Origin of the sequence: Paraburkholderia sp. RL17-381-BIF-C, assembly GCF_046026435.1 — a bacterium.
Taxonomy (GTDB): domain Bacteria; phylum Pseudomonadota; class Gammaproteobacteria; order Burkholderiales; family Burkholderiaceae; genus Paraburkholderia.
Genome location: NZ_JARESX010000023.1, coordinates 1 through 22,288, shown reverse-complemented (window position 1 = coordinate 22,288; position 22,288 = coordinate 1). Strand labels below are relative to the sequence as shown.

Sequence of the window (22,288 nt, the reverse complement as noted above, 5' to 3'; positions counted from 1 at the left end):
CACCATCGCAAGCAGCGGATTACTATCGGCCTAAGGTCCTATATGCCCGCGCCTTCTGACGACTTGAGCGGCGCAATATCCAGACGCCATGTCTTTTCGAATTGGACACGGGGAATTGCAGTTGTGTGGAATGAAATCCATGACCGCTTCGAAGCGCGATCGTCCTCAGTGTGCGGGCTCTTTCAGACAACAAACCTCATAGAGAACTTCTGTTGCGTCGCGAATGATCTCGAGGCCGTGGATTTCCGTTTCGAACCCGGGAAATGCCGCGTACTGATCGCGGCAGTTCGCCAGATAATCGACTATGGCGGGTTTGTCGAACGTTTCGCCCGGCATGATCACGGGAATACCCGGTGGGTAGGGCACCAGCATGACCGCGGGAACTCGCCCCGCCAGTTTGTCGATCGGCACCAGTTCGACCTCGTTACGCACGAGTTTGTCGTAGGCATCGCAAGGCAGCATGACGGGTGTGGGCAGGTCGGTGTAGATCTCTTCCATTAACCTGAGCGTACTATGCGCCTCGTAGAAAGCATGCATCCTGGCGGCAAGGTCCTGTAGACCCAAACCGGTGTAGGCGTCGGGGTACTGCTGGACGAGTTCGGGATAGACTTGGGCCAGCGGCGCGTTGAGGTCGTACAGTTCCTTGAAGCGGAACAGTTCCGCCAACAACGTTCCCCATTTCCCCTTGGTGATGCCAATGGAAAACAGCACAAGGAATGAGTAAAGACCGGTCTTTTCCACGACGATCCCATGACGCCACAAATGGCGGGTGACAAGGCCCGCGGGAATGCCGCGAGCTTGCAATTTGCCGTCGATGTCGAGCCCGGGCGACAAGATCGTCACCTTGATCGGATCAAGCATCGCGTGGTCTTTCGTCACCTGCTTGAATCCATGCCATGTCGCGTCAGCCTTCAGCATGAAATCTTTAGGATTGACGTCGATCGGAGCTAGCGGTGCAATCTTCGCATTCTTGCTGTCCACTATTTTTTCGGGTTGCCAGGCGTTGAAGAACCAGTCGCCTACGTCATTCATTTCATGATTCGTTCTGGCGATCTTCCGGCGAAATGCCATCGCTTCGGCAATCGCGTCCTCGATCAAAGCGCGCCCCGCGCCGCCCGCCATCATGCGACTCGCCACGTCGCAGGAGGCGATGATGCTGTACTGAGGGGAAGTGGAAGTGTGCATCATGAAGGCTTCGTTGAAGCGCGCATGCGAATAATCCCCCTCGGCATTGTTCTTCACGTGAATCATGGAAGACTGAGACAGCGCCGCAAGCAACTTGTGAGTGGATTGTGTGGTGAAGGTAACCGGCTCTCCCGGTTGCGGATTGGCACTGGCTGCCATCCCATAGCGGTTTTCGTAGAACGGACTGAACCTGGCGTAGGCGAACCATGCTTCGTCGAAATGCAGTACCTCGATCTGATGAGCGAGAGCGGCGCGTATGGCCGGCGCGTTATAGCAGATTCCGTCGTAAGTCGAATTGGTCACAACTGCGAGCCGCGGCTTCATTTTCTTGTTTTGAATGAGCGGCGACTCGTCGATCTTTTTCTGAATCGCTTTTGGCGTGAACTCGGCCTCGGGAATGGGGCCGATGATGCCATATCGATTACGCGTAGGACGAAAATAGAGCGGCACCGAGCCGGTCATGATCATCGCATGCAGGATCGACTTGTGACAGTTCCGGTCGACCAGGACAACATCGCCACGCGACACGGACCCGTGCCACACCATCTTGTTCGACGTGGAGGTTCCGTTGGTCACGAAGTAGGTGCGATCAGCGCCGAAGGTGATCGCGGCCTCTCTTTCGGCTTCACCAACCACACTGGTATGTTCGAGTAACGATCCCAACTCGGGCACCGAGACCGACAGGTCGGAACGGAATGTGGCCTCGCCAATGAAGTCGAAGAAGGCTCTGCCAACCGGCGATTTGAGAAACGCCACGCCACCGGAGTGACCTGGCGTATGCCACGAGTACTTGTATTTGTCCGTATGTTCCATCAGCTCCCTGAAGAACGGGGGCAGTAATTTGTCGAGATACGCCTCGAGCGATTCCTTGAGTCTGCCGGCGATAAAGGAGGCCGTGTCTTCCAGTTTGTAAATGAAGCCGGTGAGTTGTGCGACCAACTCCACGGGTAGCTTGTCCAGTACGTCCACTGACGAATCGAGGAATATCCCGACGCGCGGGTAGCGCGAGCGAAAGCGCTTGATTGCCTGTACGAGATTCTCGACCGGGATCTCCGACACTGTCGCCTGGTTCAGCACGATGACGCCAATTTCCGGATGAGAGAGAATCTGCGCCCCGCCATCCGCAAAGTCGCTGGCCGTCATAACCTTGATGCCGTGACCGGCGAGTTCGGTGATGATCTCCCGGATCGCCCTTCCGCCTGCGTTGTCCGTATGCAGGTCCTGATCGATGATGAGAATTGGAAATTTTTCACGCAGGAGAGTGGGGGGATTGGGCATGGCGTTCTCCTGGTTGCTGGGCGATATTTTCGGCGAGGCTGAGACGAGGGCGCGACTCCGGACGGTGACTCGAACGAGGTGATGTTTTCCGCCGCGATAGTTAACCATTCCATGCCGGCGAGGTGTATCGGACCAACGTCCTATATGTCCACGGCGAATGGCAATGGCCCCCGTATTTCCGACCTTGCGGCATTCCCGTAAGACCAAGGTCCGATTACGGGTTCTTGCTGCCTGTGCTTCCATAAGGGCATGCTCAGATGTTCCTCGGTGTGAGTTTGCTTCGAGGTTCCCGGAGCGGGATACGAGCATGCGATACGTGTGCTTCGATCCCGCTGCGGTGAGCGGCGTCACTGGCGTGGCCCACATAATTATGGAGACTGGCGATGATTCCTCGCTCCGTTAAGGCGCCTGTCATTCCGGTCCCATTCAATCGGCTGTTAAAAGTGGTCGCGATCGTCGATCACACCAACGAACAGACCAAGGCCTTGCTCGATCTGATCGCGGCGGAGGGGTTTCAGATTGAAGTCAGGAACAACTTCATTCGCGACATTCATGAAGATGCGGGGGTCGGGGCGTACATCGCACTGGTGGACGGCGAGAACCTCGAGCACGCCCGCAAGATGGCGCTATTGATTCGTGCGCAGGGTTTTCTAACCCCTCTTTGGGCGCTTGCGGACTCGCACCGCATATCCAACCTTGCGGTGACGGGTGCGCTTGGCGAAGTGACGGGTTATATCTATCTCGGACAACAGTCGCCGGGCTTTTACGCGAAACAGGTGATAGCAAGCCTGGTCAAGTACGGGATGAGCCTTCTTCCGCCTTTTTTCGGCGGGCTGGTGGCCTACGACGCCGAAGCCAATATCGCATTCGATTGCCCGGGGCATCAGGGCGGACAGTTCTATCGAAAGTCGCCTGCAGGACAGCTGTTCTTCAAGCATTTCGGCGAGAGCATTTTTCGCAACGACTTGTGCAACGCCGACGTGGACCTTGGCGATCTGTTGATTCATGAAGGTGCGGCGGCTGAAGCGCAACGCCACGCCGCTGCAATATTTGGCGCCGATCAAACGTATTTTGTTCTTAACGGGACGAGCACGTCGAACAAGGTCGTGACAGGCGCCGTGCTCAAACGCGGCGACCTGGTGCTGTTCGATCGCAACAACCACAAATCGCTACACCAGGGTGCCCTGGTTCAGGCAGGTGCCATCCCGATCTTCTTGCCCACGGCTCGCAATTCATTCGGGATGATCGGTGCGGTGGACTGGGACGCCTGGGGGGAAACCTTGCTGCGTGAGCAGATTCGTGCGAATCCCCTCGTGAAAGACCCGGAGCGCAGCAAGTTGGAGCGCCCGTTCCGCCTTGCCTGTATTCAACTCGCCACCTATGACGGCACGATCTACAACGTGCGCAAAGTCATGGAGAAGATCGGGCACCTCTGCGAGTATGTGCTGTGGGACGAGGCGTGGATTGGCTATAACGCGTTTCACCCGCTCTTCGAAGATCATAGCCCGATGCGACTGAAAGGTCTGACCCCGGACATGCCGGGGCTTTTCTCCACGCAATCGGTCCACAAACAAGGCGCGGGTTTTTCGCAAGCCTCCCAGATCCATAAACGTGACGAGCACATTCGTGGTCAGAAGCGTTTTATCGAGAATAAGCGATTCAATGAATCGTTCCTGATTCACGCTTCCACCTCTCCGTTTTATCCGCTATTTGCGTCGATCGACGTCAACGCGAAGATTCACGAAGGTAAGGCGGGTGAAGTGCTGTGGGACGGGTGCATCGAACTCGGCATCGAGACTCGCAAGAAATTCCGGGAGTTCTCGCGTCACTATGCGTCGACAGGCGATACGCCACTGGAGCAATGGTTCTTCGACCCGTTCGTGCCCGATGTGGTGAGCGTCAAGGATTCCCGGTTTACGGCGGATCTGACGGACGTCGCGTGGGAGGACCTACCGACCGATGTCATCAAGCGCGAGCAACAGTGCTGGACGTTCAACCCCGATGCGAGCTGGCACGGCTACGAAGGGTATGCCGAAGGCTACACGATGGTCGATCCCAACAAGCTCACGCTGCTCACCCCAGGCATCAATAGGAAGACCGGCGAGTATCTCGACTTTGGTGTGCCCGCAACGGTAGTTGCAAACTATCTGAGAGAAGAGGGCGTGGTCCCGGAAAAGTGCGATCTCAACAGCATCCTCTTCCTGATGACGCCGGCCGAGGACGAGAGCAAGCTCAATACGCTGCTTGCGAGACTGGTCAGATTCAAGAGCTTGTGGGACCGCGATGCGTCGCTGGCAGAGGTTCTGCCGAGCCTGTACGCCGTGCACCACGAGCGCTATGCCGGTTATACGCTGCGTCAGGTCTGCGACGAGATGCACAACTTCTACCGCGAAGCGAACGTCAAGAATCTGCAGAAGCTGTGCTTTCGTGCGTCCAGTTTCCCGGAGCTTGCCATGTCGGCAGAAGAGGCCTACGACGCGCTGGTCGCCAATGAAGTGGATTACGTACCGCTCGATAGTGTGAAGAACCGCATTTCCGCCACGCTGGCGCTGATCTACCCGCCCGGAATCGGCGTCGTGGTGCCCGGCGAACGCTGGGATGAACGTGCTGCGCCCATGCTCGATTACTTCCTCGCATTTCAGGAATCGTTCAACCGGTTCCCGGGCTTTAACTACGAGGTGCAGGGCGTGTACCAGGAAAGAGAAAACGGACGGATCCGGTTTTACACCTATGTGGTCCGCGAGTAGTCGGCGCGGAACCTATTGAGGAGTGGGTGCCATGGCTGAAGCGAAAAAGAAAATGAACGTCATGCAGTTGACGTTCATCGTGACCGTTAACATGATGGGCTCAGGCATCATCATGCTGCCGGCCAACATGGCCAAAGTCGGAGCGATTTCGTTGCTGTCGTGGGTGGTGACAGCGGTGGGTTCGATGGCGATTGCCTATGGCTTCGCGCAGGCGGGCATTCTCAATCAGCGGGCGGGCGGCATGGCTGCCTACGCGGAGGACGCCTACGGCAAGTCGGGCTACTTCCAGGTGTTTTTCCTTTACTTTGTGTCGGTCGCCATCGCGAACGTAGCGGTCGCGAGTTCGGCGCTGGGCTATCTCGCGGCGTTCTTTCCCGGCCTGACGGCCTCTCCGATCGCCACGTGCATGGGCGTGATCGGCCTGCTTTGGCTTACCACCGTCGCGAACTTCGGTGGTCCGAAACTGACCGGGCAGATCGGTTCGGTAACCGTGTGGGGCGTCATCCTGCCGGTTGGATTCATCTCCATTGGGGGCTGGTTCTGGTTCCACGGCGGTACATTCATGGATTCGTGGAACCCGAAGGGAATGCGGCTCGTGGAGGGCATGGGTTCGAGCATTTCGCTCACGTTATGGGCGTTCCTCGGCATGGAGTCGGCGGTACAGAACTCGTCTGCCGTGGAGAATCCGAAGCGCGACGTGCCCTTGGCCAGCCTGTTCGGAACGCTGGGCGCGGCCGTCATATACATCCTGTCCACAGCCGTAATCCAGGGCATCGTGCCCAACGCCGATCTGGCGAAGTCGACCGGTCCGTTCGGTCTCGCGTATGCGCGGATGTTCACCCCGCTGGTGGGTAACATCGTGATGGCGCTCGCGGCAATGGCGTGTGTGGGCTCCCTGTTGGGCTGGCAGTTCACGCTCGCGCAGACGGCAAAAGACGCGGCCGACAGCCGTATGTTCCCGGCCGTGTTCGGCAAGGCGAACCGCACGGGCGCACCGGTCGTCGGCATGATCATCATGGGCGCGGTGCAGTCGCTCATGGCGTTGTCCACGATTTCGCCGAACCTGAGTGAACAATTCGAGGCGCTCGTCAACCTCGCGGTGGTGACGAATGTGGTGCCGTATATCGTTTCGCTGTCGGCGCTGTTCGTGATGATGCGCAATGCCGGAACGGAGCCTGCCGTATACCGGCGCAATGCGATTGTGACTATCGTGGCCATGCTCTACTCTGTGTACGCGCTTTATGCGGCGGGCAAGGACGCCGTGCTCGGCGGCATGCTGGTGATGGCGATCGGTTACGTGATCTTTGGTTTTATCGCGCCGCGCTTCTCTGCCACGCGCGGAGCTGCACGGGCTGCCGCGGCGGCGGCGGGGACAGCGGCACTGGTGATCGCGATCGGGATGGCGGCCGCTTTCACGCCGCATCGGGCGCATGCCGCCGGTGTGGTTGTGACGAATGTATCGGCGGGTAGTCTCGCGCGAATCAAACAGTCGGGCAAAATCAATCTTGGCTATGTGAGTGATGCACAGCCATTCGCCTATCAGGACGAAGCGGGTCATGCGTCCGGCTACGCCGTGGCGCTATGCCAGAAGATCGCCGACCATGTCAAAGGCGCGCTCGGGCTTTCCGCACTGGCGGTGCAGTGGGTGCCGGTCCCGGTCAACGACCGCTTTCGCGCCGTGCAGGAGGGGCGAATCGATTTGCTGTGCGGCGACGCCGACACGCTGACAGCAAGAAAGGAGATTTCGTTCTCGATTCCCGTCTATCCCGGCGGTGTCGGGGCGATTCTTCGAACGGACGCATCTCTTGGGCTGAGGGAAATACTTAGCGGCAACCAGACGCCAAACCGCCCGTTCTGGCGTGCCTCGCCGGCTCAAGTCCTGTCACAACAAACCATTGCCGTGGTGGCGGGTTCGCCCACCGAGCGGTGGGTGGCAGGAAAGCTCCAGTCGTTCGATATCACGGCAACGGTCAGGCCGGTCGCGGGTGTCGACGCGGGCGTGCAACAGGTGCTCGACCGCAAAGCCAATGTGTTCTTTGCAGAGCGGGCGCTCCTGTTGGCGCGGGCAAAGAGCAGTTCCTCGGCGAAGGAGTTGAGCGTCCTCACTCGCCAGTTCACCTATCTCCCTGTCGCCATCGGCATGCCGCGGGGAGACGACGATTTGCGGCTGCTGGTTGATCGCACACTCAGCGAGACATTCGCATCAGCGGATTTTCGGACAATGTACACAGCCTGGTTTGGCCAACCTGACGAAGACGTGCTGCGCTTCTTCCGGTTGAGCGCGTTGCCGGAGTAAGCGACGATGTGGGTTGCGCTCGCCGACCGGCATCACCCACGCCCGCGTGGGGCGTGCTGTCAATAAATCATTGATAGATAATAGCTATTTTGTTTTTCGTCGATCGGGTAATAGCCTGTCTGGCGGCGAAACCCGCTCTCTGTGCCAGGAAGCCTAATCAAAAACCCCGTAAGTTCACGTGCTTACGGGGTTTTGCGTTTGCGGCCCGTCATGCGGCGCCAATAGATGGCGCAGCGTCATGCAACCTTGCCGTTGAAGTTTGGCAATGCGTTCACCCACTCGCGTGAAGTCTCTGTACCTCGTGCGAAGGGGCGCATTTTGTCGACGCTTCGCTAAATGCGGTGCCGGACACGAGCGTGAAAAAGCGACGGCTCGTCCTCAAGAACGACAAATGGTTGCCGTTAGAGCGTACAGAGGTTTTGCGAAAGCAAAAATTGAACGCTCGTTGCGCATCGACGACCCATTGCCGCTGAGAAGCATCCTAAAATGCGCGACTAGACCAGATTTCCCGAGGAAACGGCGGCAAGGACATACCGTCGGGCCCGGGGGATTGACAAGAACTAAATGATGCGACATTCCGCTACGGAGGCGCTGTGATTCGGAACTGGCTTGGCGGTGTGTTATTGGCGACATGTTGCGTGGGCAACGTTTTTGCGGCGGGGCCGGATTGTTCCCGGCCATTCACGCTCGGATTGCACGACCACGGCCTGCTTTATTCGCTCGATACCGATAGCGGTATCGACAAGGATTTCGCCGATGAGTTGATCCGGCGTAGCGGCTGTCAGATCAAGGTCAATCTGATGTCGCGCGCGCGTATCTGGAAGCTGATCGAGTCGGGCGCGCTCGATTTCAGTCTCTCCGGCATCGCGAATGACGAACGCAACCAATATGCTTCGTTCGCATGGTACTTCAGCAACAAATACTATCTGCTCGTGCGCAAAGACGCGGGTATTCATGACGTCGCGGAGTTCCAGCGCGATGATCACGCCCAACTCGGTGTGATTCGCAGTTTTCGCTACAGCGATTCCGCCAATGAACTGGTCGACAAACTGACTTCGGAAAACCGGGTAAGCCAGGCAGGGGGACTCGAACCGCTCTATCAGGCGCTCATTCTTCGGCATATCCAGGGCATGATTATCGAGCCATTCGACTATCCCGCGCTGGAAGAGAAGAAGATCCGCGACGTGACGACGATCATCGAATTCAACGATCCCTCCGTGCCGCACGGACTGATCATGTCGAAGAAATCGCTCCCGGAAGCCGAACGCAGGAAGTGGCGGACGTTGGTGGACGAAATGCGCGCGGACGGGACGGTGCGCCGCATCTTTGAGAAGTACTTCAGGCCGGAACTGGCCGATGCCATGGTGAACTTCAAGGCGACGCCGTGATCCGGCTGCGCACCGTCCTGTTGCCGCTGCTCGTGTTGAGCGCGTCGCTGTGCGTCACGTGGATGGTATGGAACCACGAGCGGCAAGCGACCAGCAAAGAACTGCGCACGCAGTTTGATTACACTCTGGGCGATGCCGTTAGCCGCGTCGAACAGCGCATGGCGACCTACGAGCTCATGTTGCGAGGTGTGCAGAGTCTGTTCGCCGCGAACGGAATGATCGACCGCGACAGGTTCCGGCGCTATGTCGGCGCGCTGAATCTGGACGCGAATTTTTCCGGCGTCCATGCCGTCGGCGTCGTCGAATGGGTGCCTGCGGCGCGCAAGGCGAGCCACGTGGCGAGAATGCGCGAGGAAGGCATCGCCGGCTATACGATCGAGCCCGCGGGGCAGCGCGAGGACTATGCGCCGGTCGTTCAGCGCGAGCCCTATGTCGGCCTCGCACGCAGTTCGCCCGGCTTCGACGCGTGGAACGATCCGGTGCGGCGCGCCGCCATGGAGCGGGCGCGCGACTCCGGCATGGCGGCGCTTTCGGGAACGGTGCATCTGTCGGTCGACATGGATTCGGACCGGCGGCCGGGGTTCATCATGTACCTGCCGATCTACGCCGCCGGCGAAACGCAGGAGAACGCCGCGCAGCGCCGGGCCCACATTACGGGTTGGGTCTATGCATCGTTCCATATGCACGATGTGATGGCGAGCCTCTATGGCGAACAGCCGGCCGGCGTCTCGCTGGCCGTCTACGACGGCGTAGCGCCATCGGACGCAGCGCTTCTGTATCGCACCTCGGCAGCGAGCAGCCGGCATGCGCCGGCGCTGATTTCGGCCAACGAATACCTGGTCGTGGACGGGCGCGACTGGACACTGTCGATGAACGCCTCCGACGAATTTCGCTCCCGGCTAGGGAGCAACGCCGAGATGCTGATTGCGGGCGCCGGCATTGGCTTGAGCCTGTTGCTGGCCCTTCTGACGTGGCTCATGGTGACAGGGCGGGAGCGCGCTATCCGGCTGGCTTCGGCCATGACGCGGGAGCTGCGCGAAAGCGAAGAAAAGTTTCGTGCGATTGCCGACTGCACGGTGAACCTGGAGATCTGGTGGGGACCGGACGGGAAACCGCGCTGGATCAATCCGTCCGTCGATCATTACACAGGCTACACAGTCGACGAATGCATGGCCATGCCTAACTTCGCGCGCACGCTGATCCATCCGGACGACATAGCGCGCGTTGCGCCGGAGTTTCAGAAAGGGCTTCAGGGCTTTCGCGGCGACGATCTCGAGTTTCGTTGCGTGCGCAAGGATGGCTCGCTACTCTGGCTTTCAGTGTCATGGGTTCCGATCAGCAATGCGAGAGGAGACTTCGTCGGTTTTCGCACGAGCGGGCGCGATATCACCGAGCGCAAGAAGTCCGAGGAGAAGATCCGGGAGCTGGCCTTCTACGACACGCTGACCCGCCTGCCCAATCGCGCGCTGCTCCTGGACCGCCTGAGAGAGTCGATGTTGGCGAGCCGCGAGAACAACGTGTGCGGCGCGCTGATGTTCATCGATCTCGATCACTTCAAGACGTTGAACGATACGCTCGGACATGACAAAGGCGATCTGCTCCTGCGGCATGTTGCGTATCGGCTGTCCAGCAGCGTCAACAAGGGAGACACCGTCGCGCGGGTGGGCGGTGACGAGTTCGTTGTGGTGCTCGGCAATCTGAGTCTGGACAAGGCGGCCGCCACTGCGGAAACCGAAGCGGTAGGCGAAAAGATTCTCGCCGTGCTGGGCAGAACGTATCAGCTCAATGGCGTTCAGTTCCGCAGTACCGCGAGCATCGGCGTCACCGTCTTCAACGGCGAGCAGACCTCCACCGACGAATTGTTCAAACAGGCCGATCTGGCCATGTATAAATCCAAGGAGCGTGGCCGCAACGCCATGTGCTTCTTCGATCCCGCAATGCAGACCACCGTGCTGAAGCGGGCCGAGCTCGAGGTAGGGCTGCGCGACGCGATCGAGGAGAACCGTTTCGTTCTCCACTATCAGGCGCAAGTCGTGGACGGCGGCTATATAGCGGGTGCCGAGGCGCTCGTGCGTTGGGAGCATCCTGCGTGCGGCCTGATAGCGCCGGGCGAGTTCATTCCGCTGGCGGAGGAGACGGGCCTCATCCTGGAGATTGGGCGAACCGTATTGGAGTCTGCCTGTGCGCAACTCGCGCTGTGGGCAACGCAGCCGTCCATGGCGCATCTGTCGATCGCAGTGAACGTCAGCGCCCGGCAGTTTCGTGAACCGGACTTCGTGGAAAGCGTGCTGGCAGTCATCAATCGCAAAGGGGCGAGGGCGGACAGGTTGAAGCTGGAACTGACCGAAAGTGTTCTCGTTGAAAACGTCGAGGACATCATCGAAAAAATGGACGCCCTGCGGGCCCGCGGCGTGACTTTCTCGCTGGATGACTTCGGGATTGGATACTCGTCGTTGTCTTACCTGAAACGATTGCCACTGGACCAGTTGAAAATTGACCGCTCTTTCGTGCGCGATATTCTGGAAGACCCTAATGACGCCGACATTGCGCGAACCATTGTGGCGCTAGCGCGCAGCTTCGATCTTGGCGTGATCGCCGAGGGCGTCGAGACGGAAGCGCAAAGAGACTTTCTTGCCGTAGCAGGATGCCATGCCTATCAAGGTTTCTTTTTTTGCGAGCCGCTTCCGATCCAGGGTTTCGAGCAGTTCGTGCAGAACTTCGGGTCCGGTGGGCAGAGGGAAGTCTGGCCGCTGGGGAGCGATGAGAGAAACGTTGATTCGGGCTCGATGACCTGAGCGATATTGCGCAACGCACAATCGTACGATCGTTTCTGAATATTACAATCCCGCGCGTTTCTGTAATCTGTAGAATGCGTGGATGGAAACACACAGCATTCGAGACGCAAGTTCTTTGCGCTACGTAGCCGGCCTCGATGGACTTCGGGCCATTTCAATGCTGCTGGTCGTGCTGTTTCATTACACGAGCTATTTTTCCAGCCGCCTCGCGGGGCTGGACGGTGCGTGGCCCGCCATCGTGCGTGTTGCGTCGACGGGCTGGATCGGCGTCGACGTGTTTTTCGTGATCTCTGGCTTTCTGATCACCACCACGTTATTGAAGAGGCCGGTCGACTCGGTCGCGTCATACTCGACATTCATTCGGCGCCGTGCAATCAGGTTGCTGCCGGCCTACGTCGCAAGCCTGCTGATATTCACGCTTGTCGCGCTACTGCTCGATCCGCATAGCAAGGTATTGAAAAACGAGTATCTGCTATGGACATTCACAGCCAGTCTGCAGTCGCTGCTGGGTGACCGGGTCGCGCTTGCCGATCAGCATTTCTCCATGGCGCATTTCTGGACACTGGCGGTGGAGTGGCACTTCTACCTTGTCTTCCCCATTCTCGTCGCCCGTTGTCGCTCGTACTTTCGCCCGGCGGTGGCGCTGTTGCTGATCGCGATAGCTTTCAGAGTGATATGCCATTTCGCCGGGATATCCGACAACGGCATCTATACATTCACGCTTTGCCGGATCGACTCGATCGCGGCAGGTTGCCTGCTGGCACTCGTGCCGGCCCGCATTGGCCGCAGGCAGTCAGCAGCGGCAGCTGTGTTAGGCGCGGTGATCTTCATATCGATCTGGATTGCCCTGGCGCTTGCAGACGTCCCATTCAAGACGCTGGCGTGGCTTCAGACTTTTGGCTATACCCTTCTGGCGGTCTCGCTCGCGTTGATGATGTACCGGGTCATCCATTCCTCCCAGCGCTCAGCGATCGTGCGTGCGCTGGAATTCAAGCCCCTCGCGGCCATGGGGCGCGCAAGCTATAGCCTGTACATCTGGCATTTGCCCTTTTATCCGGCCATCGTGCTGGCCGCGCAAAACAACTTCACAGATGTCAGGCTCGCCTATCTGGTCGCGGCACTGACCGGCGTCCTGATGACCGCGGCGCTCGGAGGTCTCTCTTATCTGTTCGTGGAATCCCGGTTTACCCGGGCGCGCCCGACCGTGCTTGCCTGAAGACGGAGTGCCGTCGCGCCGCGACGCGTTGCCCGTGCTGCCGATTCTCCTCGATCGGCCACGTCACGTCACCACGGTAAGACTTGCCGCGCGGGGCCGTACAGCAAAACCGATCATCTTGCTCTAAACTGGCTGCCGCCCAAGCCAGCCCAATCAAGACCAAGATACTCATGCCGCCAGAGCCCGCCGACCCATCCGGTTCCTCATCCGTTAGTTTGCCGAAACAGCCTGCATTTCAACGTTTCTGGTGCACCCGCATCCTCTCGTCGCTGTCCTTCCAGATGCTCGCCGTGGCGATGGGCTGGCACATCTACGCGCTCACCCATAGCGCCTTCGCACTGGGCCTCGTCGGCCTCGCGCAATTTCTGCCGATGTTCGTGCTGACGCTCGTCGTCGGCCATGTCGCCGACCGTTACGACCGCCGGCGGATCGCGGCCATCTGCCAGAGCCTCGAAAGCGTCGCAGCATTGCTGTTCGCCGTCGGCACGTTCGGCGGCTGGATTAGCGCGCCGGTCATCTATGTGCTGGCCGCATGCGTCGGCGCGGCGCGCGCCTTCGAGTCGCCCGCGGTGGCTTCGCTGTTGCCGGGCGTCGTGCCGCGCGGACAGTTGCCCAAAGCGACGGCCTGGGCCACGTCCGCGAATCAGACCGCGCAGATCGCGGGTCCGGCGCTGGGCGGTCTGCTTTACGGCATTGGCCCCGGCGCGGCCTATCTCGCCTGCACGCTGTCGTTCGCCGCCGCCGCCACGGCCGTGTGGGGCATTCCGCTGCGGGCCAGGCCGGCGAACCGCGCGCCCGTCACGCTCGACTCGGTTTTTTCGGGCATTGCCTTCATTCGCAAGGAGCCGGTCATTCTCGGCGCGCTGTCGCTCGATCTGTTTGCCGTGCTGTTCGGCGGCGCGACCGCTCTGCTGCCGGTCTTCGCGCGCGATATCCTGCACACGGGGCCGCTTGGCCTCGGGCTGTTGCGCTCGGGTACGGCCATCGGCGCGCTCGCGGGCACCATCTGGCTCGCGCATTTCCCGCTGCGCAACCGCCCCGGCGCGGCGATGTTCGGCGGCGTGATTGCGTTTGGCGCGGCCACGGTCGTGTTCGGTCTGTCGCATCAGTTCTTTGTGTCACTCGCCGCGCTCATGGTGCTGGGCGCGTCGGACACCATCAGCGTGGTAGTGCGCCTGTCGCTCGTACAGCTGCGCACGCCGGACGAAATGCTGGGGCGCGTCAGCGCGGTCAATTCGCTTTTCATCGGGACGTCGAATCAATTGGGCGAATTCGAATCCGGTGTGACGGCGGGGTGGTGGGGCGCGCAGCCGGCTGTGCTGGTTGGCGGTGTGGCGACTATAGCGGTTGCTCTGCTGTGGATGCGCTTTTTCCCGGAACTCAGGCGCACGCGCTCGCTGGAGCGTGAACAGGAACTGGCGCCGAGCCACTGATCGCCGCAGGCGGCGCAAGGATATGCTGCGGCTCGCGCGACGCCTGCGTGCGCATGATTCGGCACGGGGCTTCACCCGCTATGATGATGACATCGTCACTCGGCTCTTCTCATCATGCGCATTGCGCCATTGCCTCCGCTCCAATGCCTGGTCGCATTCGAATCGGCCGTACGGCATGCCAGTTTCACTAAAGCGGCCGCGGAACTGCATCTGACGCAGAGCGCGATCAGCCGCCAGATCGCGCAACTTGAAGACTTCCTCGGCCGCTCGCTCTTCGTGCGTGAGCACCGCGCGCTACGTCTGACGATCGCCGGTGAAGGTTACGCGAAGCACGTGCAGTGGCTGCTTGCCAATTGCTCCGAGGCCACGCTGGATGTGATGAAGCGCTACGGCGATCTGGAGTTGACGATTGCGTGTTCGTCCGGCGTCGCGGTGCTGTGGCTCACGCCGCGGCTCGGCGCGTTTCGCGCGGCACACCCGAACGTCAAGATCAGAATGATCGTGCGCGACGGGCTCGCGTCGCTATCGCCCGCGGAATTCGATGTGGGCCTGTACTACATCCGCCAGCGCGCCGAGCCGCATTTCGCCGCGCGCCGCCTGTTCGACGAAGACGTGTACCCGGTATGTTCGCCGGGATATCTCGCCGGCCGGGTGCTGCAACCCGCCGATCTCGTGCACGAAACCTTGTTGATGCAGGAAGACGGCCAGCGGCAATGGATGTCGTGGTCCGAATGGTTCCGTCTCAATGATGTGCAGATGCCGGCTTCGCCGCAGGCGGTGGTCGTCAATCATTATCCGCAGCTCGTGCAGATGGCGATTCTCGGCGAGGGCGTGGTACTCGGCTGGCGGCACATGATCGACGCATGCCTGAGCGAAGGACTGCTGGTGCGCGCCACGCAGGCGTCGGCGAGTCACGGTGGCGGCTATTACGTCGTGTCGCCGAACGACCGCTCGCAGAACCAGGCGGCGCGCCTCTTCACGCGCTGGGTGTTCGAACAGGCCGAAGCACAGACGGGCAGGGCGCCGGGCTGAAACAGGCATGCATGCGCTACACGCATGCATGCATGCGAATCTTTCGTTTCGAAAACAAATCAGGTCTCTCTAGCATCGGGGTTATGCAAGCGAAAGCGCCATTCGATCATGGCGTGGTGCGATGCGACTATCGCCGACAGGCAGCCAGATGAGGAAAGGGACCATGCAAGGAACGCTTTCATCCAACCTTCCACTCTCCGTGGATACGCTCGCGCGGCAACGGCGCCGCGCCATTATCGCCACGGTGCTCGGCAATGGGCTCGAGTGGTTCGACTTCACCGTCTATAGCTTTTTCGCGGTCATCATCGCGAAGCTGTTCTTCCCGACCGGCAATGAGCTGACCTCGCTGCTGCTCGCCGTGGCGACCTTCGGCGTGGGTTTTTTCATGCGTCCGGTGGGCGGCATCGTGCTCGGCGTGTACTCGGATAAAGTCGGACGAAAGGCGGCGCTCTCGCTGACCATTCTGTTGATGGCGGGCGGCACCGCGCTCATCGGCCTCGCGCCGACCTATGACCAGATCGGCTTGTGGGCGCCGGTGCTGATCGTGGTCGCGCGCTTGTTGCAAGGCTTTTCAGCGGGCGGCGAGATGGGCAGCGCGACCGCGTTCCTCACGGAATACGCGCCGCAGGACAAGCGCGCGTTCTATTCGAGCTGGATCCAGGCGAGCATCGGCTTTGCCGTGTTGCTGGGTGCCGCGGTCGGCACGTTCGTGACGGCGAGTCTGAGTGCGGACTCGCTGCATTCGTGGGGCTGGAGAATGCCGTTTCTGATCGGCATTCTGATCGGGCCGGTCGGCTATTTCATTCGCAGCCGCATGGACGAAACCCCCGCGTTCAGCGCGGTGGCCGAAGAAGCCAAAAACGATTCGCCGCTTGCCGAAGTGTTCCGTACCTTTCCGCGCGAGACGTTCGCCAGCTTTTCGATGGTGATTCTGTGGACCGTTTGCACCTATGTGCTGCTGTTCTATATGCCGACCTATTCGGTGCGTACACTGCACTTGCCGCAATCCACCGGTTTTCTTGCCGGCATGCTCGGCGGCCTGATGATCATGTGCTTCTCGCCGGTAGTCGGCAAACTTGCTGACCGCTTCGGCCGCCGCCGTTTTCTCTCGGGCGCCGCTGTCTCGATCCTGCTGCTCGCCTGGCCGATGTTCGCCTATATCAACCGGGCACCGGGCCTCGCTTCGCTGATGGTGTTCCAGGGCGTGTTCGGCGTGCTGATCGCGACCTACACCGGCCCGATCCTCGCTGCATTCTCCGAGCTGTTTCCGACCAAGGTGCTGTCGACGGGCCTCTCCGTCGCCTATAACTTCGCCGTGACGATTTTCGGCGGCTTCGCGCCGTTCTTCATCACGTGGTTGATTGCTTCGACCGGCAGCAATATGGCGCCCGCGATCTACGTGATGATCGCCGCGACCATCAGCCTGGTGGGTACGTTCTTCGTGCGCGATCCGCGCCGGGCCGGCACCTGAAGCGGCGGGTCCGGCCGAGGTTGGCCGGACGCATTTCCTCATCAAGTCAGGAAGATATCAATGAGCATTACGGTAATCAGCGGCGGCAACCTACTCGATCTGGTCCAGGGCGTGTTGATCGAGCATCAGCATGTCGTGATCGAAAACGGCCATATCGTCGAAGTCACCGATCGTCCCGTCGATCTGCCCAACGCGCGCGTGATCGATGCCCGCGGCAAAACGGTGATGCCCGGTCTGATCGATTGTCACGTGCACGTATTGGCTTCGCGCGCGAACCTCGGCACGAACGCGGCGCAGCCGAATATCCTCACCGCGATTCGCGCGCTGCCGATTCTGAAGGCCATGCTCGGCCGCGGCTTTACGAGCGTGCGCGATGCGGGCGGCGCGGACTGGGGTTTGACGCAGGCGCTGGAAAGCGGGCTGGTGCCGGGGCCGCGTATTTTCCCGTCGGGCAAGGCGCTCTCGCAGACGGGCGGACACGGCGATTTCCGTCCGCGTGGCGACATGCTCGAACCCTGCTCGTGCTGTTTTCGGGCGGGCGCGATTGCGCGCGTGGTCGACGGCGTGGATGCGGTGCGGCTTGCCGCGCGTGAAGAGATTCAGAAGGGCGCCACGCAGATCAAGATCATGGCCTCGGGCGGCGTCGCTTCGCCGACCGATCCGATCGGCAACACGCAGTACTCCGAGGATGAAATTCGCGCGATCGTCGCCGAGGCCGAGGCGGCCAATACCTACGTGATGGCGCACGCGTACACGGGCCGCGCGATCTCGCGTGCGATTCGCTGCGGCGTGCGCACCATCGAGCACGGCAACCTCGTCGACGAAGCCGCCGCGAAGCTGATGCGCGAACACGGCGCGTTCGTGGTGCCGACGCTGGTTACGTATGATGCACTGGCCAGACACGGCGCCGATTATGGCTTGCCGGCCGACTCGATCGCCAAGATCGAAACCGTGCGGCAAGCGGGGCGCGATTCGCTGCAGATCTATGCGAATGCCGGCGTGCCGATGGGCTTCGGTTCGGACCTGCTCGGCGAAATGCACACGTTTCAGAGCGACGAGTTGCGCATTCGCGCCGACGTGCTCGGCAATCTGGAAGCGTTGCGTTCTGCCACGACGATCGCTGCGGAGATCGTCGATCCGAGCGGCAAGCTGGGCGTCATCAAGGCGGGCGCGATTGCCGACATCCTCGTGGTCGACGGCGATCCGCTCAAGGACATCGGCGTGCTGACCGGGCAGGGCGAACGCCTCGAGTATGTGTTTCAGCGAGGCGAAGTGGTGAGCGAGCGCGGCAGCGTCGCATCGCGCTGATCGGCACACGTGGGTTTTGGCGCGGGCCGTTGTTTCAGGCCCGCGCGGCGCTCACGCGCAGTGCGGTCCATCGCACCGTCGCCAGAATCGATGCCGCGACGATCAAGGCGCCGCCAACCCAGGCGGTCACCGAGACTCGTTCACCCAACCACAGGCACGCAAACAGCGCCCCGAACGCCGGTTCGCTTCCCATCAACAGCGAAACGCGTGTGGGGCTGCTGCGCTTGATCGCGAAGTTCTGCGCGAAGAACGCGAACAGCGTGCACGCGAGCACCAGATACCCCACATAGCCCCAGAAAGCAGCGTGCCCCGCAATCGCGGGCATCGGCTGCCACTGTTTCGGCGCGAATAGCCAGGCGGCCGCGGCGCTGCCGAACGCCACCACACCCGACTGAACCGCGGTCACCGACAAAGGCGGCAGGGCCGAATCGCGCATCGCGCGTTTGGTCACGCACACCGTCAATGCGCGCAGCAGGGCGGCGAACAGAATCAGCGCATCGCCCGGATTGAAACTGAGTGCGCCGTCGCCGGCGAGCAGCCATGCGCCGAGCAGGGAGAGCGCCACCGCCAGCCATTCGACGCGGCTCGGCCGGCGCTTGAGCAGCAACCATTCGACTATCGGCGTCAGCACCACACATAGGCTGATCAAAAAGGCGGCGTTGGCTGCGCGCGTCATCAGGATCCCGAAGGTTTCGCACAGGAAGATGCCCAGCAGCAGCGCGCCGGCAATGAACACGCCGCGCAGCGTGCGGGCGTCCGCAGCGCGCAGGTGGCGCAGGGCCGGCGCCAGGATCACGAAGGTGATGCCGAAGCGCAGCGCCAGCAAACCCAGCACCGGATAAAACTCCAGCGCACTCTTGACCACGCCGTAACTGGTGCCCCACACCACGGCGACAGCGAGCAGCATCAGATCGGACAGCATGAGCAGGCGTTCCTGTTTCGACATGGCGAACCTCGAGCTAAAGAGCCCGTATTGTCGAACTTTGCGTCACGCGTGATAATCGGGTCATCGCGCACAGCGTTTATGTCGCGAATGCATTAATAGACCGCTCCCACTCACGGATCCCGACGATGACCCCAACGGAGCTTTTCGCCTTGCTGCCGGATATGGCGGTGTTCGCGCGTGTCGTCGATGCCGGCAATTTCTCGGTGGCGGCGCGGCAACTCGGCAGCACGCCGTCCACAGTCAGCCGTCAAATCAAGCGGCTCGAAGACGCGCTGGCGACCCGCTTGCTCGAGCGCTCCACGCGCACGGTGCGGGTCACCGAATCGGGCGCTCAGGTGGCGCGCTTCTGCCGCGACATGGTGAGCGCCGCGTCCGGTGCGGTCGACGCGGCAGGGCAACTGGCCGGCAAACCGCAAGGCAGGGTCAGCTTGAGCGCGCCGACCCAGTTCGCAAAGTCCGTGATCCACCCGCTCGTTCCAGGCTTTCTGCGCGCTTACGACGAGGTGGACCTGCAACTCCTTTTCGCCGATCAGGACATCGACCCGCTAGCCGACGATGTCGATCTGGTGATCCGTCTGACCGAACATCCGCCGCAGGGTCTCGCGGGGCGCCGACTGGGCGCGGTGCGCTGGCTGCTGGTGGCGTCGCCCGCGTATTTGAGCGAACGCGGTACGCCGGCGCAGCCACGCGACCTGCTGAAACACGCGTGCATCTACCTCGGCGAGACTGCCGACGACAACCGCTGGCGCCTTCGCCGCGGCACGGAGACGCAGAGCGTCGACGTGAAGGGGCGCTACATCGCCAATCATGCCGGCGCGCGGGTTGAAGCTGCGCTGCAGGATTTCGGCATTGCATGCGTACCGGAGTTTGCCGTCCCGGAGTCGCTGTCGAGCGGCGAACTCATACAGGTCTTACCGGAATGGAAACTCGAAGCGCGCGCGTATGTGGGCTCGGTGTGGCTGCTGTATCCGCCGAACCGATTTTTGCCGCCGAAGGTGAGGGCATTGATCGACTATCTCGTCGAGCATCTTCACGATGCGCTTGATACTGCATGAGAAACATTGCGCGCGTGCTGAATAGCGGGGACTTGCCACGCTGTGTTGGTCCGAAAGCGAGGCGAACGTAGAATCGCCCGCGTCATCCACGATTCGATGCTGCCGCAACGATTAAACCGATCACGAGGAGAATGAGCATGAGCTTGCGCACTACCGGGCCGATTGCGGCGACTGTCTATCGCGGCGATTCGATTGAGAACACGCATCTGGCTCACGTCGCGGTGGTCGACGCGGATGGGCGCTTGCTGGCGTCATTCGGCGATCCGTCGCGCGTGACGCTGGCGCGTTCGGCGGCCAAGCCGGCGCAAGCGCTGGCGGTGCTGGAAACCGGCGCGTTGGAACGGTTCGGTTTCGACGAAGCCGATCTCGCGTTGATGTGCGCCTCGCACAGCAGCGAGCCGCGCCACATCGAACGCGCGCGACACATGCTGGCCAAGGCGCATGCGAGCGAAGCGGACTTGCGTTGCGGCGGCCACGCACCGCTATCCGACGCGGTGTACGTCGATTGGCTCAAGCGCGACTTCAAACCGGGCGGTGTATGCAGCAACTGCTCCGGCAAACATGCGGGCATGCTGGCGGGTGCGCAGTCGATCGGCGCGGCGATAGCGGGTTACGAGCGACCCGAGCATCCGTTGCAGGTGCGTGTCAAACACACGGTCGCGGACGTATGCGATTTACCCGACGATGCAGTGCAATGGGCCACAGACGGCTGCAATCTCCCGACACCGGCCTTTCCGCTCGATCGCCTGGCACGTTTGTTCGCGAAGCTCGCTGCCGCGCAGGACGAGGTATCGAAGGAGGCGGCTGCCACACCGCGCACGAAAGCGCTTGCCCGAATCTACCGCGCGATGACGACCTATCCCGAGTTGGTCGCGGGCGAGGGCCGCTTCTGCACGCAGTTGATGCAAGCCTTCGATGGCGCGATGGTCGGCAAGGTTGGCGCGGACGGCAGCTACGCGATAGGTGTGCGGGCATCGGCGCAGACGGAGAGGGTGGGCGCACGCGGCGCACTGGGTATCGCGGTGAAGATCGAGGATGGTAACGTCGGCATCCTGTACGCGGTGGTCGCCGAATTGCTGGCGTTGCTCGACATTGGAACGCTGGAGCAACGCACGAAACTTGCGGCGTTTCATAGACCGAAGATGTTGAACACCATGGGCATTGAAACGAGCCGGCTGACTTTTTCGGTCATGCTTAAACGATCAACGGAGCACGGGGTCCAGTGAACGGTCGCTACGGCGCGCGCGGCGCCGTCGAAAGAATGACTGCCTTGTCATTGAGGGTGAAGGTGCGAGGACTCTGATGATTCCAGATGCACTATTACCGTGACTGTGCGGGGGATCCGCATATGAGCCGGCGGTGCAAAGCCGCTTGGACCGATGCTTCGCATAGAAACGCTAGAAAGGATGCAGCGGGATACCGTTCTCGTGGAATTGCCCGCGATCCAAAATTGATCGTCTAAAGCCATCAGGTGCATCAGACCGCTCCGGTTCAATTGAGAGACGATTTACCGGAGGCGCAGGAAAAGACGAAATGTCTGTCAGTGGCTACGGCGGGGAGTTGAATGAAACGTCGTGGCAGCCTGTCCCGTGGTGTCCTGGAAGCGAGGCGCAAAAAATAGATTGAGATATGCGTCGCGCATGCCCATTTCCTTTTTCGGACCAGTCTTATAGGGACTGCGCTCCATTGCCGCGAGTCTTGATGGTCTTGTCAATTGTAAGCGGGAGACGGCATATGGAAAGCAAGGGTAACAAAGAGGTATTGCATCTGTTCAAAGATTGGCCCGCCAACGCGATTTAACTCCGCCAAGCGTAGACAAACTATGAGACGACGCATTGCAGTGGTCGGCGACACGTTGAGCAGCGGCGGCCGCATTCTGGACTATGAGCAAGTTAGCGGCTTCCGATTTCACGGGCATAAGGCCGCGCTGCTTGGCAACGAGGCGTATTGCGAAAGGTGCAGAAGCACGGGGACGCTCGCGAAGGCGGGCGGCCCGCATCGGCTTCACTATCACACGACGCGCGAGGCCGCACTCGACGGGGATATCGTCCTGTGCCAATGTCCAACTCCGCCTCACGTTACTGCGAGCCTCGCCGGCGAGTCGTGGTGCGATGACCGGGCCGAAGAATTCACGCATA

14 protein-coding genes are annotated in these 22,288 nt (G+C 60.8%); 12 read left to right on the top strand and 2 right to left on the bottom strand.

Translation table 11 applies throughout. The annotated features are described in order from the left end of the window. Positions 1-165: 165 nt before the first annotated feature. Positions 166-2,463: an Orn/Lys/Arg family decarboxylase gene (locus P0D70_RS16240; protein ID WP_408185255.1), complete on the bottom strand. Its 2,298-nt coding sequence runs from the start codon at positions 2,461-2,463 to the stop codon at positions 166-168. Between the two features lie 443 nt (positions 2,464-2,906). On the opposite strand from P0D70_RS16240, the gene speC reads away from it, so the two are divergent. From speC to P0D70_RS16195, 9 genes are all read left to right on the top strand, one after another. Then, positions 2,907-5,210 carry an ornithine decarboxylase gene (gene speC, locus P0D70_RS16235; protein WP_408185254.1) on the top strand — a complete coding sequence of 768 codons (2,304 nt, stop codon included), beginning with the start codon at positions 2,907-2,909 and terminating at the stop codon, positions 5,208-5,210. Between the two features lie 31 nt (positions 5,211-5,241). Then, the gene (potE, locus tag P0D70_RS16230; protein ID WP_408185253.1) at positions 5,242-7,506 is read left to right on the top strand and encodes a putrescine-ornithine antiporter; all 2,265 of its coding nucleotides are present in this window, start codon (positions 5,242-5,244) and stop codon (positions 7,504-7,506) included. A gap of 593 nt (positions 7,507-8,099) precedes the next feature. Next, a complete protein-coding gene (locus P0D70_RS16225; protein WP_408185251.1) occupies positions 8,100-8,894 on the top strand; it encodes a substrate-binding periplasmic protein in 795 nt (264 codons plus the stop codon). After that, positions 8,891-11,689 (top strand): bifunctional diguanylate cyclase/phosphodiesterase, encoded by a 2,799-nt coding sequence (locus P0D70_RS16220; protein WP_408185250.1) that lies wholly within the window; start codon positions 8,891-8,893, stop codon positions 11,687-11,689. Before P0D70_RS16225 ends, P0D70_RS16220 begins: the two co-directional genes overlap by 4 nt. Positions 11,690-11,771: 82 nt before the next feature. Beyond that, positions 11,772-12,905: an acyltransferase family protein gene (locus P0D70_RS16215; protein ID WP_408185249.1), complete on the top strand. Its 1,134-nt coding sequence runs from the start codon at positions 11,772-11,774 to the stop codon at positions 12,903-12,905. A gap of 170 nt (positions 12,906-13,075) precedes the next feature. Beyond that, the gene (locus P0D70_RS16210) at positions 13,076-14,338 is read left to right on the top strand and encodes an MFS transporter (RefSeq protein WP_091795401.1); all 1,263 of its coding nucleotides are present in this window, start codon (positions 13,076-13,078) and stop codon (positions 14,336-14,338) included. A gap of 114 nt (positions 14,339-14,452) precedes the next feature. Beyond that, the gene (locus P0D70_RS16205; RefSeq protein ID WP_408185248.1) at positions 14,453-15,370 is read left to right on the top strand and encodes a LysR substrate-binding domain-containing protein; all 918 of its coding nucleotides are present in this window, start codon (positions 14,453-14,455) and stop codon (positions 15,368-15,370) included. A gap of 163 nt (positions 15,371-15,533) precedes the next feature. Further along, positions 15,534-16,841: an MFS transporter gene (locus P0D70_RS16200; RefSeq protein ID WP_091795397.1), complete on the top strand. Its 1,308-nt coding sequence runs from the start codon at positions 15,534-15,536 to the stop codon at positions 16,839-16,841. A gap of 60 nt (positions 16,842-16,901) precedes the next feature. Further along, positions 16,902-18,149, top strand: coding sequence for a metal-dependent hydrolase family protein (locus P0D70_RS16195; protein WP_091795394.1), 1,248 nt, complete (start codon positions 16,902-16,904; stop codon positions 18,147-18,149). A gap of 34 nt (positions 18,150-18,183) precedes the next feature. Here the strand turns inward: P0D70_RS16195 and P0D70_RS16190 are convergent, their stop codons facing one another. Then, a complete protein-coding gene (locus P0D70_RS16190; protein ID WP_091795391.1) occupies positions 18,184-19,095 on the bottom strand; it encodes a DMT family transporter in 912 nt (303 codons plus the stop codon). A 125-nt stretch (positions 19,096-19,220) separates the two neighbouring features. Here P0D70_RS16190 and P0D70_RS16185 point away from each other — a divergent pair, with 125 nt between their 5' ends. From P0D70_RS16185 to P0D70_RS16175, 3 genes are all read left to right on the top strand, one after another. Beyond that, a complete protein-coding gene (locus tag P0D70_RS16185) occupies positions 19,221-20,150 on the top strand; it encodes a LysR family transcriptional regulator (protein ID WP_408185247.1) in 930 nt (309 codons plus the stop codon). Positions 20,151-20,281: 131 nt separating this feature from the next. After that, the gene (locus tag P0D70_RS16180) at positions 20,282-21,376 is read left to right on the top strand and encodes an asparaginase (RefSeq protein WP_408185246.1); all 1,095 of its coding nucleotides are present in this window, start codon (positions 20,282-20,284) and stop codon (positions 21,374-21,376) included. Between the two features lie 596 nt (positions 21,377-21,972). Further along, the coding region (locus P0D70_RS16175; RefSeq protein ID WP_408185245.1) for a PAAR domain-containing protein at positions 21,973-22,288 on the top strand (316 nt) is incomplete at its 3' end.